Source organism: Streptomyces sp. NBC_00525, from assembly GCF_036346595.1.
Lineage (GTDB): Bacteria > Actinomycetota > Actinomycetes > Streptomycetales > Streptomycetaceae > Streptomyces.
Genome location: NZ_CP107834.1, coordinates 2,332,274 through 2,357,867, shown reverse-complemented (window position 1 = coordinate 2,357,867; position 25,594 = coordinate 2,332,274). Strand labels below are relative to the sequence as shown.

General features: G+C 71.3%; 24 protein-coding genes and 2 pseudogenes. 9 read left to right on the top strand and 17 right to left on the bottom strand.

Features of this window, described 5'->3' with window-relative positions:
- Nucleotide 1 precedes the first annotated feature (1 nt).
- The gene (locus OG710_RS10405) at nt 2–1,198 is read left to right on the top strand and encodes a dipeptidase (RefSeq protein WP_330239067.1); all 1,197 of its coding nucleotides are present in this window, start codon (nt 2–4) and stop codon (nt 1,196–1,198) included.
- A gap of 9 nt (nt 1,199–1,207) precedes the next feature.
- Here OG710_RS10405 and OG710_RS10400 read toward each other — a convergent pair whose 3' ends face one another.
- Nucleotides 1,208–1,567, bottom strand: a complete 360-nt coding sequence (locus OG710_RS10400; protein ID WP_330239066.1) for a VOC family protein — start codon at nt 1,565–1,567, stop codon at nt 1,208–1,210.
- 103 nt (nt 1,568–1,670) lie between these two features.
- Between OG710_RS10400 and OG710_RS10395 the strand changes: the two genes are divergently transcribed.
- Entirely contained in the window at nt 1,671–2,180 is a 510-nt protein-coding gene (locus OG710_RS10395) for a CGNR zinc finger domain-containing protein (protein WP_330239065.1), read from the top strand.
- Between the two features lie 46 nt (nt 2,181–2,226).
- Here the strand turns inward: OG710_RS10395 and OG710_RS10390 are convergent, their stop codons facing one another.
- The gene (locus tag OG710_RS10390) at nt 2,227–3,573 is read right to left on the bottom strand and encodes a UDP-glucose dehydrogenase family protein (protein ID WP_330239064.1); all 1,347 of its coding nucleotides are present in this window, start codon (nt 3,571–3,573) and stop codon (nt 2,227–2,229) included.
- A gap of 199 nt (nt 3,574–3,772) precedes the next feature.
- On the opposite strand from OG710_RS10390, the gene OG710_RS10385 reads away from it, so the two are divergent.
- Nucleotides 3,773–4,930, top strand: coding sequence for an acyl-CoA dehydrogenase family protein (locus OG710_RS10385; protein ID WP_111330887.1), 1,158 nt, complete (start codon nt 3,773–3,775; stop codon nt 4,928–4,930).
- Between the two features lie 58 nt (nt 4,931–4,988).
- Here OG710_RS10385 and OG710_RS10380 read toward each other — a convergent pair.
- From OG710_RS10380 to OG710_RS10360, 5 genes and pseudogenes are all read right to left on the bottom strand, one after another.
- A pseudogene (locus OG710_RS10380) lies at nt 4,989–5,444 on the bottom strand (hypothetical protein); the annotation flags it as partial.
- Between the two features lie 90 nt (nt 5,445–5,534).
- Entirely contained in the window at nt 5,535–5,765 is a 231-nt protein-coding gene (locus OG710_RS10375; RefSeq protein WP_330239063.1) for a DUF397 domain-containing protein, read from the bottom strand.
- A gap of 111 nt (nt 5,766–5,876) precedes the next feature.
- The gene (locus OG710_RS10370) at nt 5,877–6,707 is read right to left on the bottom strand and encodes a helix-turn-helix domain-containing protein (protein WP_330239062.1); all 831 of its coding nucleotides are present in this window, start codon (nt 6,705–6,707) and stop codon (nt 5,877–5,879) included.
- Nucleotides 6,704–7,234 (bottom strand): DUF6879 family protein, encoded by a 531-nt coding sequence (locus OG710_RS10365; protein WP_330239061.1) that lies wholly within the window; start codon nt 7,232–7,234, stop codon nt 6,704–6,706. Before OG710_RS10365 ends, OG710_RS10370 begins: the two co-directional genes overlap by 4 nt.
- The gene (locus OG710_RS10360; protein ID WP_330239060.1) at nt 7,218–7,340 is read right to left on the bottom strand and encodes a hypothetical protein; all 123 of its coding nucleotides are present in this window, start codon (nt 7,338–7,340) and stop codon (nt 7,218–7,220) included. Before OG710_RS10360 ends, OG710_RS10365 begins: the two co-directional genes overlap by 17 nt.
- 293 nt (nt 7,341–7,633) lie before the next feature.
- Here OG710_RS10360 and OG710_RS10355 point away from each other — a divergent pair, with 293 nt between their 5' ends.
- On the top strand, nt 7,634–9,247 hold the full coding sequence (locus OG710_RS10355; protein WP_330239059.1) for a serine/threonine-protein kinase: 1,614 nt from the start codon (nt 7,634–7,636) through the stop codon (nt 9,245–9,247).
- On the opposite strand, the gene OG710_RS10350 is transcribed toward OG710_RS10355, so the two are convergent.
- Both OG710_RS10350 and OG710_RS10345 read right to left on the bottom strand, forming a co-directional pair.
- Entirely contained in the window at nt 9,244–10,026 is a 783-nt protein-coding gene (locus tag OG710_RS10350; RefSeq protein WP_330239058.1) for a hypothetical protein, read from the bottom strand. The two genes, OG710_RS10355 and OG710_RS10350, sit on opposite strands and share 4 nt — an antisense overlap.
- Before the next feature lie 206 nt (nt 10,027–10,232).
- Nucleotides 10,233–11,135 carry a helix-turn-helix domain-containing protein gene (locus OG710_RS10345; protein ID WP_330239057.1) on the bottom strand — a complete coding sequence of 301 codons (903 nt, stop codon included), beginning with the start codon at nt 11,133–11,135 and terminating at the stop codon, nt 10,233–10,235.
- Nucleotides 11,136–11,553: 418 nt separating this feature from the next.
- On the opposite strand from OG710_RS10345, the gene OG710_RS10340 reads away from it, so the two are divergent.
- Genes OG710_RS10340 through OG710_RS10325 form a run of 4 tightly spaced genes read left to right on the top strand, consistent with a single transcriptional unit; the run spans nt 11,554 to nt 13,923 of the window.
- Nucleotides 11,554–12,435: a helix-turn-helix domain-containing protein gene (locus OG710_RS10340; protein ID WP_330242208.1), complete on the top strand. Its 882-nt coding sequence runs from the start codon at nt 11,554–11,556 to the stop codon at nt 12,433–12,435.
- 32 nt (nt 12,436–12,467) lie between these two features.
- Nucleotides 12,468–12,644 (top strand): DUF397 domain-containing protein, encoded by a 177-nt coding sequence (locus OG710_RS10335; protein WP_443064236.1) that lies wholly within the window; start codon nt 12,468–12,470, stop codon nt 12,642–12,644.
- The gene (locus OG710_RS10330) at nt 12,641–13,096 is read left to right on the top strand and encodes a hypothetical protein (RefSeq protein WP_330239055.1); all 456 of its coding nucleotides are present in this window, start codon (nt 12,641–12,643) and stop codon (nt 13,094–13,096) included. Before OG710_RS10335 ends, OG710_RS10330 begins: the two co-directional genes overlap by 4 nt.
- 20 nt (nt 13,097–13,116) lie before the next feature.
- Nucleotides 13,117–13,923: a class I SAM-dependent methyltransferase gene (locus tag OG710_RS10325; protein WP_330239054.1), complete on the top strand. Its 807-nt coding sequence runs from the start codon at nt 13,117–13,119 to the stop codon at nt 13,921–13,923.
- On the opposite strand, the gene OG710_RS10320 is transcribed toward OG710_RS10325, so the two are convergent.
- Nucleotides 13,908–14,450 (bottom strand): histidine phosphatase family protein, encoded by a 543-nt coding sequence (locus OG710_RS10320; protein ID WP_330239053.1) that lies wholly within the window; start codon nt 14,448–14,450, stop codon nt 13,908–13,910. The two genes, OG710_RS10325 and OG710_RS10320, sit on opposite strands and share 16 nt — an antisense overlap.
- A gap of 36 nt (nt 14,451–14,486) precedes the next feature.
- Nucleotides 14,487–15,806, bottom strand: a complete 1,320-nt coding sequence (locus tag OG710_RS10315) for an LCP family protein (RefSeq protein ID WP_330239052.1) — start codon at nt 15,804–15,806, stop codon at nt 14,487–14,489.
- Nucleotides 15,807–15,925: 119 nt separating this feature from the next.
- Between OG710_RS10315 and OG710_RS10310 the strand changes: the two genes are divergently transcribed.
- Nucleotides 15,926–16,474 (top strand): acyl-CoA thioesterase, encoded by a 549-nt coding sequence (locus OG710_RS10310; protein ID WP_111330925.1) that lies wholly within the window; start codon nt 15,926–15,928, stop codon nt 16,472–16,474.
- Nucleotides 16,475–16,534: 60 nt separating this feature from the next.
- Here OG710_RS10310 and OG710_RS10305 read toward each other — a convergent pair whose 3' ends face one another.
- The 6 genes and pseudogenes from OG710_RS10305 to OG710_RS10280 form a co-directional block, all read right to left on the bottom strand.
- On the bottom strand, nt 16,535–18,001 hold the full coding sequence (locus OG710_RS10305) for an LCP family protein (RefSeq protein ID WP_443064235.1): 1,467 nt from the start codon (nt 17,999–18,001) through the stop codon (nt 16,535–16,537).
- A 155-nt stretch (nt 18,002–18,156) separates the two neighbouring features.
- Nucleotides 18,157–19,635: an LCP family protein gene (locus OG710_RS10300; protein ID WP_330239050.1), complete on the bottom strand. Its 1,479-nt coding sequence runs from the start codon at nt 19,633–19,635 to the stop codon at nt 18,157–18,159.
- A gap of 237 nt (nt 19,636–19,872) precedes the next feature.
- On the bottom strand, nt 19,873–21,609 hold the full coding sequence (locus tag OG710_RS10295; RefSeq protein ID WP_330239049.1) for an LCP family protein: 1,737 nt from the start codon (nt 21,607–21,609) through the stop codon (nt 19,873–19,875).
- Between the two features lie 256 nt (nt 21,610–21,865).
- Nucleotides 21,866–23,344, bottom strand: coding sequence for an LCP family glycopolymer transferase (locus OG710_RS10290; RefSeq protein WP_443064234.1), 1,479 nt, complete (start codon nt 23,342–23,344; stop codon nt 21,866–21,868).
- Between the two features lie 205 nt (nt 23,345–23,549).
- Nucleotides 23,550–24,299, bottom strand: coding sequence for a TIGR03089 family protein (locus OG710_RS10285; protein WP_330242207.1), 750 nt, complete (start codon nt 24,297–24,299; stop codon nt 23,550–23,552).
- A gap of 201 nt (nt 24,300–24,500) precedes the next feature.
- Nucleotides 24,501–25,592, bottom strand: a pseudogene (locus OG710_RS10280) (RNA-guided endonuclease InsQ/TnpB family protein); the annotation flags it as partial.
- Nucleotides 25,593–25,594 lie beyond the last annotated feature (2 nt).

Here is a 25,594-nt window from a genome sequence, read left to right as displayed (position 1 = left end):
CGTGACGGACCGACTGGACCGGGCGCGGGAACTCCTCGCCGAGTACCCCGTGGTCGACGGCCACAACGACCTGCCGTGGGCGCTGCGCGAGCAGGTCGGCTACGACCTGGCCGCACGGGACATCGCCACCGACCAGTCGGCCCACCTGCACACCGACATCCCCCGGCTGCGCGCCGGGGGCGTCGGCGCCCAGTTCTGGTCCGTCTACGTACGCTCCGACCTCGCGGGCGACGCCGCCGTCAGCGCGACCCTGGAACAGATCGACGCCGTCGCCGAACTGCTCGACCGCTACCCGGCCGACCTGCGGCGCGCCCTGACCGCCGACGACATGGAGGCCGCCCGCGCCGAGGGCCGGATCGCGTCCCTGATGGGCGCCGAGGGCGGCCACTCCATCGCGAACTCGCTGGGCACCCTGCGCGGCCTGTATGCCCTGGGCGTCCGCTACATGACGCTCACCCACAACGACAACATCGCCTGGGCCGACTCCGCGACCGACGAGCCCGGCGTCGGCGGCCTCTCGCCCTTCGGCCACGAGGTCGTCCGCGAGATGAACCGCACCGGCATGCTGGTGGACCTCTCGCACGTCGCCGCGACGACCATGCGGGACGCGCTGGCCACCTCCGTCGCGCCGGTGATGTTCTCGCACTCCTCGTCGCGCGCCGTCTGCGACCACCCGCGCAACATCCCGGACGACGTGCTGGAACTGCTCCCGGCCAACGGCGGCATCGCCATGGCCACCTTCGTCCCCAAGTTCGTCCTGCCCGAGGCCGTCGCCTGGACGCAGGCCGCCGACGAGAACCTGCGCGCCCACGGGCTGCACCACCTGGACACCACCGCGCGCGCCATGGAACTGCACGCCGCGTTCGAGGCGGCCCAGCCCCGCCCGGTCGCCACGGTGGCCACCATCGCCGACCACCTCGACCACATGCGCGACGTCGCCGGCATCGACCACGTCGGCATCGGCGGCGACTACGACGGCACCGCCTTCCTCCCGCACGGCCTGGAGAGCGTCGCCGGCTACCCGAACCTGGTCGCGGAGCTGATGCGCCGCAACTGGTCCGCCGCCGACCTGGCCAAGCTCACCTGGCGCAACGCCGTACGGGTGCTGCGCGCCGCCGAGGACGTGGCCCGCGAGCAGCGGGCGCTGCGCGGCCCGTCGCACGCGAGGATCGAACAGCTGGACGCCCCGGCGGCCTAGGGGGCGATTTCAGCAGGCGCAGAGGCAGAACGGGTGCCCCGCCGGGTCGGCATACACCCGGAAGGAGCGCTCCCGGTCCTCCGCGTCCAGCACCGTCGCGCCCAGCGCCAGCACCTCGCGCTCCGCCGCGTCCAGATCCGCCACCTTCAGGTCCAGATGGACCTGCTGCGAGGCGTCCGCGCGCGGCCACTTCGGCGGTACGAAGCCGGGCGCGGCCTGGAAGGCGAGCGGGGCGCCGGCGCTTCCTTCGAGGTCCACCCAGTCCTCCTGCCGCCGGACCTCGCCGCCGAGCAGCGCGGCGTAGAAGTCCGCCAGGGCGACGGGGTCGGGACAGTCCAGGACGACGGCACCCACTGTGGCCAGAGCCATGTTGCTTCCTCCTCGGGCAGACTACGGACAGGCGGTTACCGCTTGAACCGATCAACCGGTAACCGTTACTGCATGCTCCCCCATGGGCGGTAACGTCGCAACCATGAATGAGAGGGATTCCGCGCCCGGTGGGCTCGCGCTGGTCGAGGCGCTGGTCAACACCCTGGACGTCGAGACCGGCGCGGACAGCCTCGACACGGCGGAGGGGCGTGCCCCCTTCGCCCTCGCGGAGCCCGACCTCCCGGCGGCCCGCGTGCTGCGCGAGGCCCTGCGCGCCGCCTGCCTGGCGCACGCCGGACACTGCTCGGACGACAGCCCGCTGTGCGAACTGGACCGGCTGCTCGCCGAGGCGCCGCTTCGGGTCACGGTGGACGCGGCGGGCGTGGCGGCGCTGCGCCCGGTGCAGGAGCCGCCGGGGCTGACGGCGCGGATCGCCGCCGCGGTCGCCGCCGCGGCGGCGGACGGCACCTGGGCCAGGCTCAAGGCGTGCGAGGCGGCGGACTGCCGCTGGGCCTACTACGACCGCAGCCCGGCGGGGCGCCGCCGCTGGTGCTCGATGTCGGTGTGCGGGGCGCGCGCGAAGATGCGTACGTACCGGGCGCGTCGCGGCTGAGAAGAGGGGCCGGGCGGCGCGGTCAGGCGGTGGGACGGTGGGGCGGTCAGGCGGTGGGGCGGCCCATCGCGCGGAACGTCCAGCCGGCCTCGCGCCACACGGCCGGGTCCAGCGCGTTGCGCCCGTCGAGGATGATCCGGCGGCCCGCGACCGCGCCCAGCGCCTCCGGGTCCAGCTCGCGGAACTCCCGCCACTCCGTCAGATGCAGGACGACGTCGGCGCCGCGCACCGCGTCGAGCGCGCTCTCCGCGTAGCCGAGGGTCGGGAAGAGCCGGCGGGCGTTGTCCATGCCCTTGGGGTCGTAGACGGTGACCTGGCCGCCCTGGAGGTGGACCTGCCCCGCGACGTTGAGCGCGGGCGAGTCCCGTACGTCGTCCGAGTCCGGCTTGAACGTGGCGCCGAGCACGGCGACCCGCCGGCCGAGGAAGGAGCCGCCGCCCACGGCCTCGCGGGCCAGCTCCACCATGTGGCCCCGGCGGCGCATGTTGATCGAGTCGACCTCGCGCAGGAAGGTCAGCGCCTGGTCGGCGCCCAGCTCACCGGCGCGGGCCATGAAGGCGCGGATGTCCTTGGGCAGGCAGCCGCCGCCGAAGCCGATGCCGGCCCGCAGGAACTTCTTCCCGATGCGGTCGTCGTGCCCGATGGCCTCGGCGAGCTTGGCCACATCGCCGTCGGCGGCCTCGCAGACCTCCGCCATGGCGTTGATGAACGAGATCTTGGTGGCCAGGAAGGAGTTGGCGGCCGTCTTCACCAGCTCGGCGGTCGGGTAGTCCGTCACGACGAACGGGGAGCCCTCCGCGACCGGGACGGCGTACACCTCGCGCAGCAGCTTCTCGGCCCGCTCGCTGGTCACGCCGACGACGATCCGGTCCGGGTGCAGGGTGTCCTGGACGGCGAAGCCCTCGCGCAGGAACTCCGGGTTCCAGGCCAGCTCCGCGCCGGCGCCCACGGGGGCCAGCTCCGCGAGCCGGGCGGCGAGGCGGGAGGCGGAGCCGACGGGCACGGTGGACTTGCCGACGACCAGGGCGGGCCGGGTCAGCAGCGGCGCCAGCGAGTCGAAGGCGCTCTCCACGTACGTCATGTCGCAGGCGTACTCGCCGTGCTTCTGCGGGGTGTTCACGCAGACGAAGTGGACGTCGCCGAACTCGGCGACCTCCTCCCACGAGGTGGTGAACCGCAGCCGCCCGCTGGCCCCCTCGACGCCCACGACATGCCGCCGCAGCATCTCCTCGAGACCGGGTTCGTACATCGGCACCCGGCCGGCGGACAGCATCTCGATCTTCTCGGGCACCACGTCGAGCCCCAGGACCTCGAAGCCCAGCTCCGCCATGGCCGCGGCATGGGTGGCCCCCAGGTAGCCGGTGCCGATCACGGTGATCCTGGTGAGGGCCATGAGGTGCTCCTGTGAGACGCGGACGGGCGGGCGGACGGGCATGCGGACGGGCACGCGGGGAATGAGCATAGTCCGGGCCGCGGAACCCCTGTTTTCCGGCTGTCGCGCAGCTCACGGCCCGAGCGCGTATGCCGGGGGCGGGTCGAACGCCTAAAATTGGGTTACTTAACGGTAGTTAGCACCCTGGGGAGTGAGCGTCTTGGCGGGTTCGACCGATTTCGACCTGTACCGTCCGGCCGAGGAGCACGAGCTGCTCCGTGAGACGGTGCGTGCGCTCGCCGAGGCGAAGATCGCCCCGCACGCGGCCGCGGTCGATGAGGAGGCCCGCTTCCCGCAGGAGGCGCTGGACGCCCTGACCGCCGCCGATCTGCACGCGGTGCACGTACCGGAGGAGTACGGCGGCGCCGGCGCCGACGCGCTCGCCACGGTCATCGTGATCGAGGAGGTGGCCCGTGCCTGCGCCTCCTCCTCCCTGATCCCGGCCGTGAACAAGCTCGGCTCGCTCCCGGTCGTCCTGTCCGGCTCCGAGGCCCTGAAGAAGAAGTACCTGGGCCCGCTGGCCAAGGGCGACGGCATGTTCTCGTACTGCCTCTCCGAGCCGGACGCGGGCTCCGACGCGGCCGGCATGAAGACCCGCGCCGTGCGCGACGGCGACTTCTGGGTCCTCAACGGCGTGAAGCGCTGGATCACCAACGCGGGCGTCTCCGAGTACTACACGGTCATGGCCGTCACCGACCCGGAGAAGCGCTCCAAGGGCATCTCGGCCTTCGTCGTCGAGAAGTCCGACGAGGGCGTCTCCTTCGGCGCGCCCGAGAAGAAGCTCGGCATCAAGGGCTCCCCGACCCGCGAGGTCTACTTCGACAACGTCCGCATCCCCGCCGACCGCATGATCGGCGAGGAGGGTACCGGCTTCGCCACCGCGATGAAGACCCTGGACCACACCCGCATCACCATCGCGGCCCAGGCCCTCGGCATCGCGCAGGGCGCCCTCGACTACGCCAAGGGCTACGTCAAGGAGCGCAAGCAGTTCGGCAAGCCGATCGCCGACTTCCAGGGCGTCCAGTTCATGCTCGCCGACATGGCCATGAAGCTGGAGGCCGCCCGCCAGCTCACCTACGCGGCCGCCGCCAAGTCGGAGCGCGTCGACGGCGACCTGACGTTCTTCGGCGCCGCCGCCAAGTGCTTCGCCTCCGACGCCGCCATGGAGATCACCACCGACGCGGTCCAGCTCCTCGGCGGCTACGGCTACACCCGCGACTACCCGGTGGAGCGCATGATGCGCGACGCCAAGATCACCCAGATCTACGAGGGCACCAACCAGGTCCAGCGCATCGTCATGGCCCGCAACCTGCCGTAGCAGGGTTACAGCCACTGACCTGCACATACAACGCGGCCCCCGGCGCGACGCCGGGGGCCGGGCAGGCCAGGTCCGGTGCGGCACGGTTCGGAGAACACGTCACCAGAGCTACGGACAGAAATGCCGGCCTCTCCAGGTAGAAGCCGTGGGACACGTCTCCACCCCGGCCCAGCCGATCGGCAGCAGAGCGGACCAGCAGCGCCAGCCGCGTACTGTCGCGGTCCGACTCGGAGGAGAACCGGGGCGCGTACTCCGCCAGTTGTCGCCCGAGCCATTCCGCCGCTTCCTTCGGCTCCCCCCAGGCGCCCCGCACGAGCTTCGCGGGTTTGATCAGCCAGTGGGCTGTTTCCAGCGGTGGCAGGTCCACGATTGGGAACTCCGCCTTCACTTCCTTGTATCGCTGGGCAAGCTCCGGCCTGTCGGCCGGTGGTGGATCGGGGTGCGGCGGCCGCCTCAGCGCCTCGTCATCGAACCGTTGCTTGGAGCCGACCCACAGGTAGCCGTGGTGGTGCAACTGTCGTCCCGTTCAGTGCAAGAAGAGGAGGGGCGCCCAACCGGTCCTGCCTCTCGGGGGAGCCAGGACCGGGGGCGTCATGGACGGGCGTCAGGCGGACAGGCCGAAGCGGGCCGGGTCGATACCGGCCGCGTTCAGTTCCTCGGTGGTGAAGCGCAAAGGCTCCGCACCGGGGCGCTTGCTGTCGCCCATCGCCCATGCCTGGGGGCCGATCTTCGCCAGCGTGGCGCAGGACTCGCCATCCGGATGCGTGCTGCCCCCGCACGCCTTGTAGAACGTGGCGCCGTCGATGGGCAGGCTGTACAGGTCGGTTCCGGGCATGGGTGTGCCTTCCTGTGGGATCAGTGCTGGGGGCAGAATTTCCATGTCTGCCCCATGCCGCCGTCCTTTCGGTCGGCACGAGTACATCCTCGGGCCGTCACCGAGGAACCTCTAGCCCGATTCCTGTTGCCTCAAGAAGTCGTCCCGGAGCCCCGCGACGAAGCGCCGCATTTCCTCGCCCGTGACGGCCGCGCCCTCGAAGCCGTCGAACTTGTTCAGGTACAGCTCGACGTCCTTGGCTTCCGTAGTGGTGATCTCTGCGTGAGGGATCTCGATAATGGCCAGGTTGGTGTCGAAGAGAACGAACGAGGAACTGGGCAAGTCGGTCATGGGTGCCGATAGAGGGAGTACCCCGATGCTCACGTTCGGCATTCTCGACATGGTGATGAGCTTGTCCAGCTGCGCTGCCAGCATCGAAGGGCGAACGATTTTCCATCTGAGTACGGACTCGGTGACCACGAACCGAAAGGTTCGGGCGGTGTCGTGCAAGACCTCTTGCCGGAGCAGACGTGCGCCCATCATCTTCTCCAGGGCACCTTGCGTGTACCCGTGTCTGCTAAGAATGGCGCGGGCATACTCGGGGGTCTGGAGTAGGCCGGGAAAGCACGACGGCTGAAACAGCCGCATGAGGCTCGTTTGAGCTTCAATCGCCCGGATCTCGTCCTGGTGCTTGTGGAGCCCGGTACGCCGCAAGATGCGCCATGCCGTCGCCTCCGTGGCCGCCTTGCGGGCAGCTTCGGTGAGTCGGGCCTTGACCTCCTCCGAGACCTCCAAGGCCGTGAGGATGCGCTCCACGTCCATCACGCTCGGCGCAAGCGCTTCGTTCTCGATCTTGCTGAGCTTGCTCGGAGACATGACAGCGCTACGGGCGACCGCCTTGGCCTGCCTTCCGCCGGCCTCTCGCAGTTCCCGCAGCGCCCGACCGATATTGATGTTGTTCACGCCGGCTTGTGCTGCTCCCACCAGTCGCGGAACGGCACAGCGTTACTCATGGCTGCGTCTCGACGCTCCAGCCATTCCCGCGCCTGCTCCTCGGGGATCAGTTCTGCGCCCAGGAACTCTCCACCGCCGCCGTACTGCATAGTCACGACCGAGCGTTCATCGAAGGCCCAGAAGTCCGGCACACCCTCCAGCGGGTTCGGCTGTTCGGTGGTGTCGAGGATGAAGAACTTCTCCCCGGCTTCTTGGTTCCGGGCGTAACCCCAACCGAGCTCGAACCGCAGGTAATCACTCAGGGGGCGAGCCAGGACGTGCACGCGGTACATGCGCTTTCCGGCTTGCGTGGCATCTCGTACGGTCGTGACCCAACCGGCTGACTTGTACTCTTCCGGCTGCGGCCTACCGGCCAAGAATGCGTGGTAGGCGTCGACCCCGCCCGATTTGCTGTAATCGTCCAGGGTCTCCAGCCGGAACGCTTCCCGCTGAAACTCAGTGAAGAGCTTTCCGAATTCGTCAGGCGAGATGTTCACGGGCCACCCTCAGAATCAGCGACATAGGGACACGCACGGCGGTTTCGTTGTTCGGTAGCTGCATGGTGGTGAGCGCTTCCTCGTCATCCACCTTGAAGCCCTGCACTAAAACGCTCCCTGTCCCCTCTATCGCCCACACGGTCGGGCACGGCCCCTCGTCGCACTCGCTTGCGAGTTGGTTGAGCTTCACTGGCTGACCCCCTGCGTAGGCTGGCGTCCTGTTCGATCCTCGCGACGCCGTGACAGACGGGTCAAGGCGGCCCAGTTGAGAGAACAGGAAACTCGGCATGCGTGCTGCGCGTTTTGGTGCGAACGACGGCCCCGGCGGCCGGGGTTCGCGCCGTTGTTAGGCTGCTGTCGCGGTCGGTGCGGCACGGTGGGGGAGCGGGGCGAGACCAGGTGACGGAGATATTCCAGCCACTTCAGGAGACCGACCCGGTGGTGGTGGGCGGCTACCGGCTTGCCGCCCGGCTGGGCGCGGGCGGCATGGGCCGCGTCTACCTCTCGCACACCGAGGGCGGCCGGCCGGTGGCGATCAAGGTCGTACGCCCGGAGCTGGCCGACGACCCGGACTTCAGGAAGCGGTTCCGCCGGGAGGTCCGGGCGGCCCGCCGGGTACGCGGCGCGTACACGGCCGAACTGCTGGACGCCGACCCGGACTGCGCGCAGCCCTGGCTGGCCACGCTGTACGTGCCCGGCCCCTCCCTCTCCCAGGCCGTGGCCCGGCGGGGCTCGCTGCCGGTGCCCGCCCTGTTGTGGCTGATGGCGGGCACGGCCGAGGCGCTCCGGGCCATCCACGCCGAGGGCATCGTCCACCGCGACCTGAAGCCGTCGAATGTGCTGCTGGCCTCGGACGGCCCGCGTGTGATCGACTTCGGCATCGCGCTCGCCGCCGACGCGACGGCGTACACGGCGACGGGACACCCGCTCGGCACACCCGCGTACATGGCCCCGGAACAGGCGTCCATGCAGCCGATCACGGCGGCGACCGATGTCTTCGCCCTCGCCCAGACCGCCGCGTTCGCGGCGTTGGGCAGGCCGCTCTACGGGGACGGCCCCGGCGTCGACGTGCTGTACCGGATCGTCCACTCCGAGCCCGAACTGGCCCCGCTCCCCGAGCCGTTGCGGCCCCTGTTCGCCCGGTGCCTGGCCGCCGACCCGGCGGAGCGGCCCGCTCCGGCGGAGATCGTGGACTGGTGCAGGCAACGGCTGGGGGCGGTCGCCGAGGCGGACGGGGTGCCCGCCGTGTGGCGGGAGATCGGCGGACCGGAGAGCGAGGTCCCGCCCCCGGTGCCCGAGGCGACCCCGGCGCAGCCGGAGCCACCGGCCGGGCCCGCGACGCCCGGACCGGCGCAGGACGGGCGCCGCGCCCGCAGAAGGCGCGCGGCGCTGGTGTCGGCGGTCGGCGCGGTGAGCGCGCTGCTGGCCGCGGTCCTGGCCTGGCAGACCGTGGGCCCCGGCGGCGGCGACGCACACCGGGACACCGCGGGGACCCCGGCCGCCCCGGCCGCCCCGAGCAAGGACACGGACACCGGGGGCGCCACGCGAAAGGCATCCCCGACACCGACTCCGACGCCGACCCCGTCCCCCTCGCCCAGCGAGCCGCTCCCCGAGCCGTACCCGATGGTCATGCTCAGCGCGCAGCGCTCACTGAACCTCGCGGACCCGGACGTGCCGCTGACGAGCGGCAAGGGCGAGGTCCGCTTCGGCTGCGGGACGAACGGCTGCGCGCTGATGAGCGACGCGAGCGTATTCGCCCAGCCGAGCGACAAGCCGGGCACCACGCTCGACGACTGCCGCCAGCGGTTTACCTACGAGAAGGCGCACCGCCTTCCCACCGCCGTCGTCGCCAACGGAAGCGAGATCTGCATCAAGAACCCCTCGGGGGACATCGCGCTGTTCGTGATCGCGACGAAGTCGACCGCGGTCCCTGCGAGCGCCTTCCTTCTGGGCGACATCACGGTCTGGCGAGGAGCGGTCGAGCGAGGATCGGTCGAGCAAGGAGCGCTTTAGCGCCCGCGCAGACGGTTCCAGAACCCCGGCTTCCCGGTCTCCGCAGGACGGGCCGGCCGGACGTCGAGCGACCAGTCCCCGTCCCCTTCGACGACCCCCAGCACCAGCGGCCCTTCGGGGAGCGCCCCTGCGGCCTCCGGGCGCCGGTCCGCCTCGCTCACCAGCGTCTGCGGGTACGTGGTGGCGCCGCCGGGGCGACGCGGCCTGTGGCCCTCGACGCGCAGCGACCCGCTCCCCGCCGCCGAGCGCGCCCGCAGGACCAGCTCGCCCGCCGGCCCGGTGTGGAGCAGGACGTCGGCGCCCCGCCCGGTGGCCCCCTCGCCGAGCGCACGCACCGCGCCGAGGGACCGGACCACGATCACCCACTCCTCCCGGCTGTCGCACTGGACGCGGAAGCGCAGGGGGTACAGGTTGTCGCACCACATCACCCGCCGGCCGAATCGCAGGGGCGGGTGGCCGCCGCCGAAGTGGACGGCCTCCCTGCGGTTCCAGTCGAGGGAGTCCAGCAGGAAGAGGCCCGAGCCCGTCCGGGCGACGTCGACCAGGACGTAACCGGCCGGAGGCGTCTCCTCCATGGCGAACACGGCGTCGCCCCCGCCTGCGTACACGATGTCCTCGAACTCCCCGCCGAGGACGCTCGCGGCCGCGGCCGTCTCGGCGGACGGGGCGGGCGACGGCGCGATCAGCCCGGCCCACCGTCCGCCGTCCGCGAGGCCGATCCGGCGCGGCGGCAGCGCGGGGACCTCTGCCCGCGCCCCGGCCCCGGCCCCGGACGACACGGAACCCGCGCCTGAACCCGGCCCCGACTCCGACGACTTCCCGACGACTCCGTGCGGAATCTCCGGCGGAACCGGCCCGCCCTGCCCCGGCTGTCCGGGAGTCGCCGGACCCTTCCCCTTGCTGATCTCTGTCACGGCGCCATGCTGACACGCGCCCTCCGCCCCGCACAGGGCTCGGCTCCCGCCCCAGCCGCCGCGGGCGCCGGTCATCCGGGCTGGTGCCCACCGGTCCGGCAGTCGCGGCACCGGCCGGGTTCCGGGGCGCGAAAGGCGCGGTTGCAGTCGTCGCAGTTCTGGAGCGGGACGACGGTGGGGGCCGCGCGTTGCCGGACGAGGTCCGCCGGGTCGGGGAGTGGGGGTGGCAGGAGGGCCCGGAGGCGGTGGCGCAGGAGGCGCGCGGGGTGGGTGAGGGGCGCCGGGAGGTCTGTGCTGAGGGCCCGGCGGATGGTGTCCGGGTCCGCGTCGCGCTCCAGCCAGGCGGCGACCTCCGGCACGAGGGCGGTGATGTCCGCCCCGGACAGCGTGAGGACGGGGGTGTGGCGGCGGAGGTCCGCCAACAGCAGGGCGGCGGTGCGGGCATGGGGGAGGGAGACCGGCCGGGCGCCGGGGGTGGGCGGCTTCGGCCCGGATTCCGGTTTCCGGGCCGGACGAAGGGGCGGAGGAGGGGGCGGAGGAGGGGGCGGGGGCGTCGCGGGGGCGGGGCGCGGTGGGGCGTACGAAGCCGGGGGCACCGGAGTCGTGGCGTGCGGCCGGTTGTGGGACTCCGTCCGGGTGCGTACGCGGCCGTCCGGCAGGCGTACGCGGAGGCGGCGCAGATAGCCCGCCGCCTCCAACTCCCGCAGGGCGGCGGCGATCCGCATCTCGCTCTCCGGGAAGCGGGCGGTCAGGGTCTTGATGCCGACGCTCGCGCCCTCGGGCAGTGACTGGATGTGGACGGCGATCCCGATCGCCAGCAGGGACAGCGTGCTGTGCTGCGCGAGGTGGTTGCCGATGACCGTGAAGCCGGACGTGTGGCGGGAGTTGACGTGGATGACACCGGAAGTCGGTGTGACGTCGCCGGGAGAACCGGGCGGGGCGCACGGGGGCGCGATAACCTGCTGGGAAGTCATCGGGAAGGCTCTTCTTCCTCGGTGGTCAGGCCCTGCCCGGGGTTCCGTCCCGGTCGGGGCCGACTTGCGTCTGGGGGTTTCGCGGCGAGCATATGCCCGACAACCGACCCCAAATCCAGCTCAGTTGCCATTTGTCACCCGCGCGAGTGATCAGCGTTCGTACCGGGTTCGGGTGGGGTGGGGTGAGGTTCTTTCCCGGAGGTTCTTTCAAGCAGGAGACGTCGTGACGCACCGGGTCGCGGCCGTCCGCGACGTACGGCACCGGGTCGCGGAAACCCGCGACCCGGTGCACGTCCGGTGCGTACGGTGACGGTGACTGTCCAGCGCTTGTCCGGCGTTGTCCCGGCTGTCCCGCGTGACGCGGGGGGGACGTCAGCGGTTGAAGAAGAACGGCACGCACGTCGGAAGTGGGGTACGGATGAGTGTGGATGCGGTCGGCAAGGACAGGAACGCCGACAACGACACGGCCGAACACGGTTGGGACGTCGACCCCGAGGACGAATCGGGCGTGGCCGTGGTCGCCGCCGTGGGCCGGCAACTCAAGGCCTGGCGCGAGGCGGCGCGCCTGCGAGCCGCCGAGTTCGGGGCGGTGATCGGGTACGGAGAGGACCTGGTCTACAAGGTCGAGGGCGGCCGGCGGATTCCCCGCCCGGAGTACATGGACAAGGCCGACGACGCTCTGGGCGCGAACGGCAAGATCGCCGTGATGAAGCAGGACCTGGCGGTGGTCCGGTACCCGAAGAAGGTCCGGGACCTGGCCAAGATGGAGGCCCAGGCGGTGGAGCTGGCGGTGTACGCCGAGCACGGCGTGCACGGCCTCCTGCAGACGGAGGGCCACGCCCGTGCGCTGCTGGAGACCCGCCAGCCCTCCTACTCTCGGGACGAGGTGGAACGCGGGGTGGCCGCTCGCTTGGCGCGACGCGCGATCTTCGACCGTACGCCGGCCCCGGCGCTCAGCTTCGTCCTGGAGGAGGCGGCACTGCGCCGCCCCATCGGCGGCGTAATGGAGTGGCGAAGGCAGCTGGAGCGGCTGCTCGCCATCGCGCATCTGAGGAACGTGTCCCTGCAGATCATGCCGCTCAACTGCGAGACCCATCCTGGGCTGGACGGTGGGATCGAGGTGCTGAAGTTCGGCGACGGCACGGCCGTGGGCCGCTCGTGGGGGGCGTTCAACGGCCGCCCTGTCACCGAGCCCAAACAGCTCCGTATCCTGGAACTTCGGTATGGCATGATCCGGGCCCAGGCCCTGACGCCAGCGGAGTCACTGGCCTTCATTGAGCGAGTGCTGGGAGAGACATGACCAACAAGCCCTCTGTCGGGGACGCTTCTGCGGTGAGCTGGATCAAGAGCAGCTACAGCGACAGCAGCAGCGGCAACAACTGCGTCGAGGTCGCCGCCACCCCCGGCCTCGTCCTCGTGCGGGACTCCAAGGACATCCACCGCCCCCACCTCACCCACGCCCCGCACGCCTGGGCGGCCTTCGTCGCGCACACGGTCGCGGTGGCGTGACGCACCCCCACCTGGCTTCCACCGAGGCCGCCGTCACCGCTGTGCGGGAGGTCGCGCGGGAGTACAACCTGGAGGTCGCCGTCACGGACGACATCGGGGCCGACCGGACGTCGCGGCGCGCCTCGGCGGGGGCGTTCGCCGTGGTGGACGCGGACGGCTCGCTGCCGCACGAGGCGTTCATCGAGCTGGGCGGGGTGCCCGCCGTGACCGTGCAGGTGTTTCCGGAGGACGACGCGCGGATCACCGTGGACGGGGTGGTGTTCGACGACGTGCCCCGCGACTCGGTGCCGGCGTTCCTGCGGTCGGTGTACGGGGGGATGGCCCACGTCAAGCGAGGGCGGTTCCTCCTGTCGGGGGAGTGGCTCGTCGTGCCGCTGCCGGGGGACGAGACGTACAAGGAGCTGGTGCCCCGCATGCAGCTCTCGCCCTGGCTGGCCCGCAACATCCGCTGAGGTACTGGGAAGGACGGCGTATGACCGCGTTCGACGTGATGGAGCGGCGGATCTGGGACGGGCAGGCCGCGAGCTACGCCCGCACCGCCGCCCCGCTCTGCGTCCGTACCGTGCCCGCCCTGCTGGACGCCGCCGGTGTCACGGCCGGGACGCGCCTGCTCGACGTGGGGTGCGGCACCGGCAACGTGACCGCGGCGGCCCTCGCGCGGGGCGCCGCCGTCCGGGCCGTGGACGCCGAGCCCGACATGGTCGCCGCCACCCGGCGGGCCGCGCCCCGCGTCGAGGTGCGCGCCGGGACCCTGCCCCGACTGCCGTACGAGGACGCCGAGTTCGACGCGGTCGTGGGCAACTTCGTGCTCAACCACGTCGGCCGCCCCCTGGACGCCCTCGTCGAGATGCGGCGGGTCGCTCGCCCCGGCGGCCGGATCGCCGTCACGGTGTGGCAGCTGCCCGGCACACCGGGGCAGACGCTGGTCGGGCGGGCCGCCAAGGCGGCCGGGCTCACCCCGCCCGACTGGCTGGCCACGGTCGACGAGGAACTCAACTTCCCGCGCACCCCGGACGGGCTGGCCGCACTGCTCACGGCCGCCGGGTTCGCGGACGTCCGGGGCGACACGTACGCCTGGGACCACCGCGTCGATCCGGAGGAGTGGTGGGCGGGCCCCGCCGCCGGGATCGGGGCGGTCGGCGGGATAGTCACCGCCGCCGGGCCCGAGGGTGCGGCGGCGGCCAAGCGGGAGTACGACGCGCTGTGCCGCGAGTTCCTCACGGACGACGGGCTGCTGGCGCTGCCGCACGCGGCGGTGCTGGTTCAGGGCAGCGTGTAGGAGACGCCCGGCTGCCACGGAGGTGGGTGCGCGACGAGGGTTTCCAGCCGGGCCCCGGCGAGCAGGCAGTCCAGCGCCCAGCGGTTCGCCGAGTGGGCGATCAGGAGGACCCGGCCCCCGTCCCACGCGGCCGCCAGGTCGCGCAGGAACGCGGCCGTCGCCTCGACCACGTCCCGGTAGCTCTGGCCGCCGCCGGGCCAGGGGCGGTCGATGTGGCGGGTGCGCAGCGGATGCAGGACCGAGGTCGGGGCGCCGTTCAGGTCCCCGTAGTCGCACTCGCGCAGGCGGGCGTCCCGGAGGAGCACCGGGGCGTCCGTCCCGGCGAAGGCGATGCGGGCCGTTTCCACGGCGCGGGCCAGGTCCGAGGTGTAGACGGCGTCGAGCCCGGTGCCGCGCCGCCGGTCGCCCAGTTCGGCGGCCTGGCGGCGCCCGGTCTCCGAGAGCCGCCCCGGCAGCCATCCCGTGGCGATGCCGGCCTCGTTGTCGGTGGTCGTGGCGTGCGACTCGTACACGATCCGGACGGGCATGGCGGCTCCGCAGGGGGAAGGGGCGCGGGACGCGCCTCAGTTCTCGGTGACCGTGACCTTCTCGTCGTTCTTGAGCTGCTCGACCAGCTGCTTCACCTTCGCCTTGTCCCAGGCCAGGTTGCCGCCCACCGAGCCCGAGATCGGCATGTTCATCGAGGTGCCGTCGCCGCCCGTGACGCCCTTCATCGCGAAGAACATCTTGCCGAGCGACCACAGGGACATGTCCTTGTCCACGACCAGCGTGTCCAGGCCGGCACCCATCGTCGGGTACAGCTTGAACGGGTTGATGATCGTCGAGAAGGTCGCCGTCTGACTGGCCAGCGCCGCGAGGAACTTCTGCTGGTTCTTCGTACGGGCCAGGTCGGCCTCGGCGAAGGCGTACCGGGTGCGGACGAAGGCCAGTGCCTGCTCGCCGTTCAGCGTCTGCTTGCCGGCCTGGAAGTCGGCGCCGGACTTCTTGTCCTTGAACGCCTTCGGGATGTCCAGCTCCACCCCGCCGATCGCGTCCACGATCTTGGCGAAGCCGCCGAAGCCGATCTCGACGTAGTGGTCGATGCGCAGGCCGGTGTTGAACTCGACGGTCCGCACCAGCAGCTCGGGGCCGTCCGTCGCGTACGCGGCGTTCAGCTTCGTCGTACGGCCCGTGGCCGGGTACTTCTTGCCGGACTCCGAGCCGATGAACGACGGGATCTCCACGTTGGAGTCACGCGGCAGCGAGATCAGCGTCGGGCCGTTGTCGCCGGTGTGCAGGATCATCATCGAGTCGGTCCGGCCGCCCTCCTTGGGGCCGCCCGTGTGGAGGCGCTTCTTGTCCTCGGACGTCATACCCACGCGGCTGTCCGAGCCCACGATCAGGTAGTTCGTCCCCTTGCCCGCCTCCGGCCGCTCGATGACCTTGGACAGGTCCACCGCGCGGTTCAGCTTCGAGTCGGCCCAGAAGTACGTGCCGATGGACACCGCGAGCAGCGCCACGACCAGGACCAGCGCGCCGATCCTGATCCGGCGGCCCCAGTTCGGCGCCGGGCGGGACCGGCCCTGGAGGTGACCCCGGTCACCGCCGCCGGCGCCCGAGCCGTGACCCGCGCCACGGCCGCCGCCCGGCGCCCCGTAGACCTGGCCCGTGTTGTAGCCGCTGTCGTAGCCCTCGCCGTACTGCGGCTGCCCGTCGTCGTAACCGGCGGGCTGCTGCGGGACAGGGCGCTGCCTCGGCGGCGCGGGGCGCTGCCGAGGCGGGGCGGGGCGGCGCTGCACGTGCGGCATCGAGCGTGCGCTCTCGGGGCGCTCGCTCGCGCTTCCCCGCCCGTAGCGGTCACCGCTGCGGTTGTCGCCGGTCCAGCCCTCGGGCCAATCGTTCATACGGACCAGTGTGCCGGTCGGGGGTGTCCCTCTTACAGGGAGTACGGAAAATCGGGCCACGGCTGTAGCGAAGCTGATGCATTGCGACGCATTCCGGGCCCCCGCATAAGGTGGACGGTATGACAGATCAGGCTCCGCGCCCGGAGAGCGACATTCCGGCCAAGCCCACCGCGGCCTCCCGCACCACCCTCAGCCACATCATGACCGGCAGCGACACCAACCTCCTGGGTACCGTGCACGGCGGCGTGATCATGAAACTGGTGGACGACGCGGCGGGCGCCGTCGCCGGCCGGCACTCCGGCGGGCCCGCGGTCACCGCCTCGATGGACGAGATGGTCTTCCTGGAGCCGGTCCGCGTCGGCGACCTCGTCCACGTACGCGCCCAGGTCAACTGGACCGGCCGGTCCTCCATGGAGGTCGGCGTCCGGGTCATGGCCGAGCGCTGGAACGAGTCGACGCCGGCCACCCAGGTCGGCAGCGCGTACCTGGTGTTCGCGGCGGTCGACGCGGACGGCCGGCCCCGGCCCGTACCGCAGGTCGTCCCCGAGACGGAGCGGGACAAGCGGCGCTACCAGGAGGCGCAGATCCGCCGCACCCACCGGCTGGCCCGGCGCCGCGCGATCCGGGAGCTGCGCGAGAAGCGGCTCGCGGAGGGCATCGAGGACTGACGGCGGCCCGCCGCCCTCCCCGTCCGTCCCGCCTTCCCCGTCCGCCCCACGGGCACCCGTCTACGGGCACACCACCTCGTTCCCCTTCACCGCCCCGAACCTCCCCCCGTCCGGCTGCTCCGCGTCCACCCGGCGCACCGTGTGGGCGTCCTCGCCCGCCGTCACCCGCATCGTCGCCCCCTGCCCCGTGACCGCCCGCAGCTCCGCCCCCGGCAGCGCCGCCGCCAGGGTCTTCGCGGACCGGTCCCAGCGGGGGTCGTACGTCACCAGGGTCCGCTTCAGGTCGTGCTGCGGCGCGGTGAGCGGGGCGCGGGTGGTGTCGAAGCCGGTGGCGTGCAGCGCGGCGTCCACGGCGGAGCCGAGGCCGTCCTGCGCGGTGCCGTTGTAGACCTGGACCCGCACCCGCTCCGGCGGCACGTCCACCTTCTTCGCCGGGGCCTTCTCGGCGGGCCGGGCGGTGGTCAGGGGTTTGTCCTCGCGCAGCGCGGTGAAGAGCCGCTTCGACTTCACCGGGTCCCACTTGACCGTGGAGCCGATGCCCTTGACCTGGTACGCGACATCGCCCATCGGCACCGAGGCGAACTCCGACGACGCGGCGGTGAAGTCGCGCAGCGCCCGGCCCAGCGAGAGCATCCGCTCCGTGTCCAGGCCCCGGTCGGCCCGTACCGACCTCAGCGTCGTCGAGACGACCTCGCGGAACTTCACCGGGTTCAGCAGCACCCCGCTGCTCGTCGCCTGCTCGATGAGCGAGGCCATGAACTTCTGCTGGCGCTGCATCCGGCCCAGGTCGGCGTCCCCGTCGATGTGCCGGGAGCGCACGTACTGGAGGGCCTGGCCGCCGTCGAGCCGGTGGGTGCCGGGGGCGAGGTCCAGGCCGGTGTAGGAGTCCTTCAGCGGGCGGGCGGTGCAGATCTCCACCCCGCCGACGGCGTCCACCGTGGTCATGAAGCTGGTGAAGTCGACCTCCAGGTAGTGGTCGATCTTGACGCCGGTCATGTGCTCGACCGTCCGCACGGTGAGGGCGGGCCCGCCCTCCGCGTACGCCGCGTTCAGCTTCACCGGGTGCGCCGCGTGCTCCTTGCCGGTGGTGCGGTCGCGGTGCGCGGGGATCTCCGCGTAACTGTCGCGCGGCAGACTGACGACGCTGGCGCGCTCCTCGTCGGCCGACAGATGCACCAGCATGATCGTGTCCGTGCAGTGGCAGGGCGCACCGCCCAGCCGGTACTTCCGCTTCTCGTCCTCGGTGATCTTGTCCCGGCCGTCGGTGCCGACGAGCAGCAGGTTGGTGCCGCGCCCGCCAGTGGGGCGGTTCTTCATGTCCTTGAACGGGTCGATGCGGTCGATCCCGCTCTCCAGGTTCGTCACCACCGCGTGCCCGATCCCGCCCGCCCCGAGCACGAGGACCGAGAGCCCGGTCGCCATCCGCGTCCCCCAGCGTGGCCGCCCGCCCCGCTTGCGCCGCCGCCGGGGCCGCGGGGGAGCGGTCCGGGGCCGGACGGGACGGGGGGAGCGGTGCGGCGTGGGCACGGGGACACCTCCGCGGTGCGAGGGGGACCGTTAGCACAGTAGGCCCATACGATCCTCATCCCGGTAGGCCACCCGGCGGCGCGCACCGCCGTCCCCCATTCGCGGTAACGGGGCGTCCGGCCGGACCGGGCGCCCCGTTACCGCGACCGCGTCACCTACGGCGTGCGGTACGGCCAGTAGACGTCCATGCAGTCGTCCTTCTTGGCGCTGTTCACCGCTTCGGTGCCCTCCAGCGGGTCGCTGTCGTCGTCGGGCGTCTTCGGTGCCTGAGTGCCCGTACGCCAGTCGGAGCCGACGGTCACCGTCAGCCCGGCCCCGTCCGGGGTGTCCTTGACCGCGCTGGTCGGCAGCCCCAGCGCCTTGGCCACGGACAGCGCGTCCGACTTGCCCTGGGCCCCGGCGCTGCGCGGGTACGACACCTCGGTCGTCAGCGCGGAACCGGGATCGTTGGTGGTGTCCGCCTCGGTGAAGCCCTTGGCCTTGAGCAGATCGCGTACGGCGGCGGCGCGGCCCTCGGCGGGCTGCTGCCCGTCGCCGCCGGTGCCGTTGACCACGGTGATCCCGATCGACGCCGGGGGGCCGGCCTTCGGGCCCTGGGCGGCCTTCTTCTTCGCCTTGGCCCGGTCCTTCGGGTCCAGCGACTGGTCCTCGCGCAGCAGCGCCCACAGCTTGTCGGCGGCGCCCGGCTTCGGCAGCACGTGGGCGTCGGGGTTCTCGGGGTCGGGGATGCGCGGCATCGTCAGCATGTTCATCTTGTCCAGCGGCACGTTCTTGAGCTGCATGCCGAGGTCGAACAGCTTCTTGACGGTGCCGATCTCCTCCGAGACCGTGAGCGACTCGACGGCGGTCTCGGCCAGGTTCATCAGCCTGCCCGTGTCCGTGAACGCGTTCTGGCTCTTCAGCTCGCGCATCACCGAGTTCAGGTACATGTGCTGGGCCTTGGAGCGGCCGATGTCGCTGCCGAAGGCGTGCCGGGTGCGCAGCCACTTCAGTGCCTGCTCGCCCTGGATCTTGTGCCGGCCCGCCTTCATCCGCAGGAACGAGCCGCCGGGCACCCTGGGCTTGGGCAGGTCGTAGACGTCCTGGTTCACACAGACCCAGGCGCCGCCCACGGCGTCCGCCATGTCCACCACGCCCGCGAAGTCGACCATCATCCAGTGGTCGATGTAGATGCCGGTGAGCTTCTCCCAGGTGTCCAGGGTGCAGCCGGCCCCGCCGCGCAGCGACACGTTGATGAGGTCGTTGGTCGCCGGGTACTTCTTGTGCGTGTCGGGGTTCTCGCAGGCGGGAATGTCCACGCGGGTGTCGCGGGGGATGCTCACGACCGAGGCGTTCTTCCGGTCGGCCGAGACGTGCAGCAGCATCTGCACATCGGCGAGCGGCTCCGCCCCGACGCTCTTCTTGGAACCGCCGAGCTTGAGGTTTTCCGCGCTGTTGCGGTCGTCGGAGCCGATCAGCAGGAGGTTGATCGGGGTCTGGCCTGCCGCGTTCGGCGCGGTCTTCTTCGCCCCGCTGTTGCCGGCGCTGCGCGCGCCCTTCTGCAGCTTGCTGTTGAGGTGCTGGTAGTACAGGTAACCGGCCGCGCCGGTCCCGAGTATGAGGAAGGCGACCGAGAAGGCTATCCAGCGCAGCACACGGTGCTTCTTCTTCTGTTTTCGGCGCCCGCCACGTCTCGCGGCCCGGTGCCCGCCGCCCGTGCCGCGCTCCGCGTCGCGGTCGGCCGAGGAGCCGGTCGCCGTACCGCCATCGTCCTCGTGGCGCTCCGCCCTGCGGCCGTGCGGGGTCCGCGGGCGCGTCCCCTCCCCAGGCGTGCTGCTCCGTCCCACCAGACCCCCCTGCTGTTCAGATTCGTATGGTGCGGCGGTGCCGCGTCACTTGGAGCAGCCCGCCGATTCGGCGCTGGACTTCGGAATGTCGATCTTCTTCGGGCCCGTGATCGACTTCCCGGCTTCCTTGAAGTCCGCCCCCAGCGTCAGCACCATCGCCTCCTGCCCCTCGGCGTCGGTGGTGCCCGGCTTCATCGCGGAGCCGGGCAGCCCCATCATCTCGGCGAGGGCGCGGGCCTGGTCCGCCTGGTTCGGGGCGTACTCGAGGGTCGTCTTGGCGATCTTCTTCGGTGCGTTGGCCTTGTTCGTGGACTTCAGGACGCCCTTGGTGTTCTGCAGCCAGACGACCGTCTGCTGGGCGCCGCCGGCGACCTCGCCGCCGTTGTACACATCGACCCGGACGTCGGCGGGCGCCGCCTTGGTTCCCTTGAGGAGGGCGTCCTGCTTGCTCTTCGCCTTCTTCTTCTGCGCGGCCACCTCGGTCAGCGAGGTGTCCTCGCGCAGCATCTGGAACAGCTCGTCCGCCTTGGTCGGGTGCGGAACGACCGTGACGGGGGTGGGCTCGTTCGGGTTGTCTATCACCGGCATCGTGACGAACGTGATGTTGTTCGTGTCCGTCTTGGTGATCTCCTTGGCGAGCGTGCTGAGCTTCTTCACGTCGCCGATGGGCTCGTCGACCGTCAGGGCCTTCGTGGCCGCGTCGGCCAGCTTGAACAGCTTGGTGGGGCTGGTCAGCGTGTCGTCCGACTTGGCCTGGCGGATCATCGAGCCGAGGAACTGCTGCTGCCCCTTGATGCGGTCCAGGTCGCTCTCGTTGGCGTAGGCGTGCCGGGTGCGTACGTACGCGAGCGCGTCCTCGCCCATGACCGTGTTCTCACCGGCGGGGAGGTTGAGGTGGGACTTGGGGTCGTTGACGGCGTGGTCGAGGCAGATCTTGACCCCGCCGACCGCCGTGGAGAGCGTCTTCACCGCGTTGAAGTCGACCATCATGAAGTGGTCCACCTTGACGCCGGTCAGCTCCTCGACCGTCTTCATCGTGCAGCCGGGGTTGCGGCCGTCCTGACCGAGGCTCTGGTTGAACCTGACCTGCCGCGTGCCCGGAATCGTCTTCTCCGAGCCGTCCTCCTGCTTGGCGGTGCACTCCGGGATGTCGGTGATGAGGTCGCGCGGGATGCTCATCGCCGTGGCGTTGGTGCGGTCCTCGGAGAGGTGGAAGAGGATGTTCGTGTCCGCGTGGCCGACGCTGTTCTTGTCGCCGTAGCCGCCGTTGCCCTTACCGGTCCGCTTGTCCGTACCGATGATCAATATGTTGAGCGGGGCGTTGGCCGTGATGACGTCCTTGTTGCCGGTGTCACCGATGTCGACCGTGCTGATGTTGCCGTTGAGCCGCTGGTACAGCCAGTAGCCGCCGGCCGAGACGCCGACGAGCACGAAGGCCATCACGCCGCCCGTCCACAGCAGCGCCTTCTTGCCGCGCGACTTGGGGGCCTTGCGCTTGCGGCGGCCGTGGCCGGTGTCGCCCGGCGCCGGGCGCTGCTGGCCGCGTGAACCATTCGCCGACCGGCGCCCGCCCTGGCGCGGCACCTCGGCGCTGCGGCGGGGGGTGCCCTCGGAGGAGTTCCGCGAGGAACTTTCCGAAGGGGAGCGGCGGGGGCCGTCGGACGGGCCGCGCTGCGCCGGAGGAACCGTGGACCGGGGTGTATTCCCTCCGGAATGGTTCAGTCGCAGTTCGTAATCGCCGGTGACCGGGTTGAGAACCCACTGGTCTGCGGGATCATTCATGTCTTCCGCCCGCCCACGACTCTGCGCATCCACGGTTGTTCGAGTCCTCCGTCGGTGCCACGCGAGGCGCCTCCCCCGAAAAGGCGCCCAGTTTCTCTGTCCAGAAGTGCGCGGCCGGACGGCCGGAAGCACCGGATCGCGTCACGATATCCGTCTCATCCGGCGCGCAGCGACGCGCGTGACACATTCCACGCCCCTTACAACCGGGCATTCTTCCCATTGCACGCCGAATGTTGGTGTCTGTTTGGCCATTGCTTTACTGCTTGCACAGGTCGGTCGCGGCATTGTTCCCCGAATAGGTGGGTGTGGGGGACGGCCCCGAGGCGTCGGCGGCGCCCGCGTTCCCGTCGCCGTTCGCACCGTCGCCGTTCGCACCGTCGCCGTTCGCACCGTCGTCGGTCGCACCGTCGTCGGTCGTACCGCCGGCACCGTTCGCACCGTCGTCGTCGGTCTCGCCGGCGGGCACCACGGCGACCGGCTTGTCGTCGCGCAACTGCTTGAACAGCTTGTCGGCGTCGGGCTGTACCAGTTCGTCCCGGTTGCGGTTCAGGTGGTACGGCTGCCGGGGGACCGTCAGGAACTGCACCTTCTCGGTGGGGACGTCCCGCATCCCCCGCACCAGGTCGTAGAGGTCCTTGAGGCTGTCCAGGCCCGGATCGGTGGTGAGCGCCTTCGTGGCCGCGTCCAGGACCGGGTAGAGGCGCGTCGGGTTGAGCAGGACGCCGTTGCTCTGCACCTTGTTGACCAGCGCGCCGAGGAACTGCTGCTGGCGGTCCATGCGGTCGGTGTCGCTCCCGTTGCCGAGCGACTTGCGGGCCCGCACGTAGCCGAGCGCCTGCTCCCCGTTGAGCTTGTGGCGGCCCGCCGTGAGCTTGAGGTGGGCGTCCTTGTCGTCGATCGGCTCCTTGAGGCAGACGTCGACGCCGTCCACCGCGTTGACCATGTCCTTGAAGCCGTTGAAGTCGATGATCATGTAGTGGTCGATGCGGATGCCGGTCATCTTCTCGACGGTCCGGATGGTGCAGGCGGTCCCGCCCATCTCGAACGCCCAGTTGAACTGGGCGAATTGCGGCCTGGTGGCGGTTTTGTCCGCCTTGTGGCAGGCGGGGATGTCCACCATCAGGTCACGCGGGATCGACATGGCGGTGGCGCTCTTCCGGTCCGCCGCCAGGTGCAGCAGGATCGTCGTGTCCGAGCGCTGGCTGCCGCCGTCGTCGCGGCCGTACTTCCGGTTGTCGCCCGCCCGGCTGTCCGAGCCGATGAGCAGGATGTTCTCCGCGTCGTGGACGACGGAGACCGGCCGCTCCTTCTCGTACGCCTTCAGTTCGGCCGCCGCCGAGGTGTCCGTCCGGATGTTGCCGTCGAGCTTCTTGTACAGCCACCAGCCGACGCCCGCCGCGACGAGCACGACGAACGAGGCGCCGAGGGCGGTCCAGCGCAGCCAGTGACGCTTCCGTTTGACGGTGATGTCGAGGGCCCCGCTCCCGCCCGCGTCGCCGCTCCCGCTCGCCTCGCCGCGTCCGCCCGTGTTCCCGCTGCCGTCCGCGTCGGACTCCGGGGCGGGGCCCGGTCCGCTGCCGGACCCGCTGCGGGTCTCGCCGCCGGGCGCGGCCTTCTTCTCATGGGGTGCCTCGTCGGGTGCCCCGCCGGGCGGTGCGTCCGGCGTCCGGTCCTTGCCCGCCGCGTCGTCGGGGCCGCCCGGAGTGCCGGCGCTTTCGGTCACGTCTGCGTCCATCCTTCACGTTCGGCGGCGCGCTGGGCCGCCGGTCGCAGAAGTAGACGGCTGAACCTCACGCTTGGTTGTGCCTCGAGAATCTGTACGCCAGATCATGTACCGGAGTTGAGCGCCAGGGCGGAGGGCTCGGCCCACGATGAGCCGGACGAGTGGCCCCACGGACCGCTTGTCGTACCGGCTGCGGAGCGGAGCCCACCGCTCCCCGTCACACGGTCAGCGTGACCCGCTCGCTGTCCACCCGCTGCGCCAGCGCCTCCGCGCCCAGCTGGTCCCGATGGCGGCACAGGACCACCGAACCCCCGGTCGCCAGCGGCGCGTAGAGCCCGGCGCTCAGCCCGTCCCAGGTGTCGTACGTACGCCCCGACAGCAGCCGCGCCCCGGCCCCCAGGCCCAGCGCCGCCCCGTCCTCGCGCGCCCGCGCCACCAGCTCCGCCGCCGTGAACGACACCCCGCCCACCGTCAGGGCCGGCGCGTCCGGGTCCACCGGGGCGAACGGCGCGAACCGGTCGCCCTGCCCCGGCACCTCCACCGCGTAGTCCGCGAACCCCTCGGGCGCCTGCGGGAACCGCCCGCCCAGCGGCCGCAGCGCCAGCGCGATCCGCTCGCCCCGGCAGGCCCGCGCCGCGTCCAGCGTGTCCGGGCCGGAGACGACGAGGTCGGCGGCGGCCGGATCGCCCTGCACATCGGCCACCACCCCGACCGAGGCGCAGGCCAGCAGCCAGACCGCGGACTGCCAGTGCGCGGGCAGCAGCAGCGCGAGCCGGTCACCGGGCTCGGCGGCCAGATCGCCCTGGAGCAGATTGGCGGTCTTGGCCACCCAGTTGGCGAAGGTGGCCACCGACAACTCGACGCGCTCCCCGGTCGCGTCGTCGTAGAAGGTGACCAGAGGGCGGGCCGGGTCCGCGGCGAGCGCGGAACGCAGCAGGTCGGCAGGGGTGCGGTCGCTGGCGTTCATGGGCGGAAGCGTACGCGGCCGGGCCGACGCCCCCGCCCGGAGCCGCGGCACACCCGCCGCGGGCCACCTCGCCCAGGCGTTCGAGCGGTCTGCATAGACTGACCAGTCACAACCAGGCCCGGCCCCAGCAGGAAGCGAAGACAGTGCTTTGACATCCTCCCCGCCCTGGGAAAGGGCGAGGATTTCTGGCTCACGTTGGCTGGGGACCTGCGGTCCGCCGGCTCTTACACGATCGGCACCAGCCGGGTTGAGACCAGCCCGGACCAGCATCATGCGGGCGGAGTTCTTGTCCCTGGGGGACACGGCTCCGCATGCGGTGCAGGTGTAGATACGTTCCGAGAGAGGTAGTGCGTGCTTGGTTCTCGCTCCGCACGACGCGCAGTCCATCGTGGTGTGCGCGGGGTGCACGAGACGGATGTCCCGTGCGTGCTTGCGGCCCATCTCGATGAGGGCGGTCTTGGTGGCGCCGATCGCGGCGTCGGCGGCCTTGCGGGCCATGCTGGTCTTCGCCAGGAACTTCGGGCGGAAGTCCTCGACCGCGATGGCGTCGTGGTCGCGGACCACCGCCTTGGCCCACTTGCGGGCGGTGTCCTGCCGCTGCCGGACCACCTTCTTGTGCACCTTCGCGGCCTGCCGCCGGGCGCTGCGGTAGCCCTTGGATGCTGCCTTGCCCTTGCCCTTGGCGGGGCGGCGGCGGGCCATCATCCGCTGATATCGCCCAAGCTTCCGCGCCGCGCTCTTCCCGTGTTCGGGGTGGGGGAGGTCGTGGGCGTCGGATGTGGTGGTGGCGGTCTCCTTCACGCCCCAGTCCACGCCGAGCACACGCCCCGTGGCGGGCAGCGGCTCGGGTTCGGTGGCGACGACGAACGACGCGTACCAGTGCCCCAGACCGTCCCGGTACACCCGCACGCTGGAGGGTGTGGCCGGAAGGTCGCGAGACCACACGACCGTCAGGACGATGCCGCCCGCAAGGTGGAGACGGCCCTTCTTGAGGCGGAATCCGCGCCGGGTGTAGTTCAGCGTGGGCAGTGCGTCCCGCTTTCGCTTGACGCGCGGCATTCCGGCCCGCCGCCGCACCGGCACCCTGGCCTTGATGTCCCTGACCGCCTTGGCACGGGACGTGGCGAAGTCACGGATGACCTGCTGCTGCGGCACCGACGCACCCTCACGCAGCCACACCATCGACTGCCGGGCCTCGGTCAACAGCCTGTCGAGCGCGGTCGACGACACACGCAGCCGGAAGGTGTACCGGGCAAGCCCGGAACCCTGCTCGGCCGTTGCTGTCGTCGCCATGA